The 388-nt window shown below is 62.4% G+C and carries 1 protein-coding gene; it reads right to left on the reverse strand.

What is annotated here, in order from left to right:
* Positions 1-388 (reverse strand): fumarylacetoacetate hydrolase family protein (locus tag AC0L20_RS40090; protein WP_473295684.1); only part of this gene is annotated, 388 nt, incomplete at both ends.

Consider the following 388-nt stretch of genomic DNA (forward strand, 5'->3'; position numbering starts at 1 on the left):
ACCACCCAGGGCGAGATGCTGGTGATGAAGCTCTTGGACAGGAACGGACCCAGCGGCTGGTATTCCCAGGCCTGGATGTCGCGGGCCGACCAATCGTTTAGCAGGCAGAAACCGGCGATGTGCTCGGCCGCATCGCTGATGGCAATCGCGTCGCCCATGGCATTGCCCTGGCCGATCCAGATGCCCAGTTCCAGTTCATAGTCCAGTTGAACGCGTTTTTCGAACTCGGCCGCGGCCCCCGCGTGGCCCTGCGCGAGCGTCTGCTGGAACTGCTTGCCGAAGGCAGCAAGCTCAAGACCCGCGAGGCGCAGGTGCTGCACCGCGCCGCCGACTGCCAAATGCACCTGCCGGCCAAAATCAACGATTACACCGACTTCTATGTCGGTAT

Source organism: Bradyrhizobium sp. Kon58 (genome assembly GCF_055807455.1).